General features: G+C 61.3%; 1 protein-coding gene. It reads left to right on the top strand.

What is annotated here, in order from left to right:
• On the top strand, positions 1-230 hold a 230-nt coding region (locus tag SB658_RS28130), incomplete at both ends, for an energy transducer TonB (protein ID WP_410603897.1).

The following is a 230-nucleotide window of genomic DNA, read 5'->3' as shown; positions in this document are numbered from 1 at the left end:
AGTGTCGATTTCAGCGAGTATGACGACAAGGCCACCGACGCAGTGACCGGAAACCAGATGAGGCCTCCGCGTTATCCGGAGGCGGCTTACCGCATCGGTGCGCAGGGTGAGGTGATGTTGCTGGTCAAGGTCGAACGTGATGGTGCGGTTGCCGACGTCATCGCCGAACAGGTGAACATGGGCGTGGTGGCACCCGAGCGCGCTATGCAGAAGATGCGCGACATGCTGGC

The organism is Bacillus sp. SIMBA_008, from assembly GCF_046535495.1.
Taxonomy (GTDB): Bacteria; Bacillota; Bacilli; order Bacillales; family Bacillaceae; genus Bacillus; species Bacillus subtilis.
The sequence above is the reverse complement of the archived record's forward strand: the minus strand, read 5'-3'. Positions and strand labels throughout refer to the sequence as shown.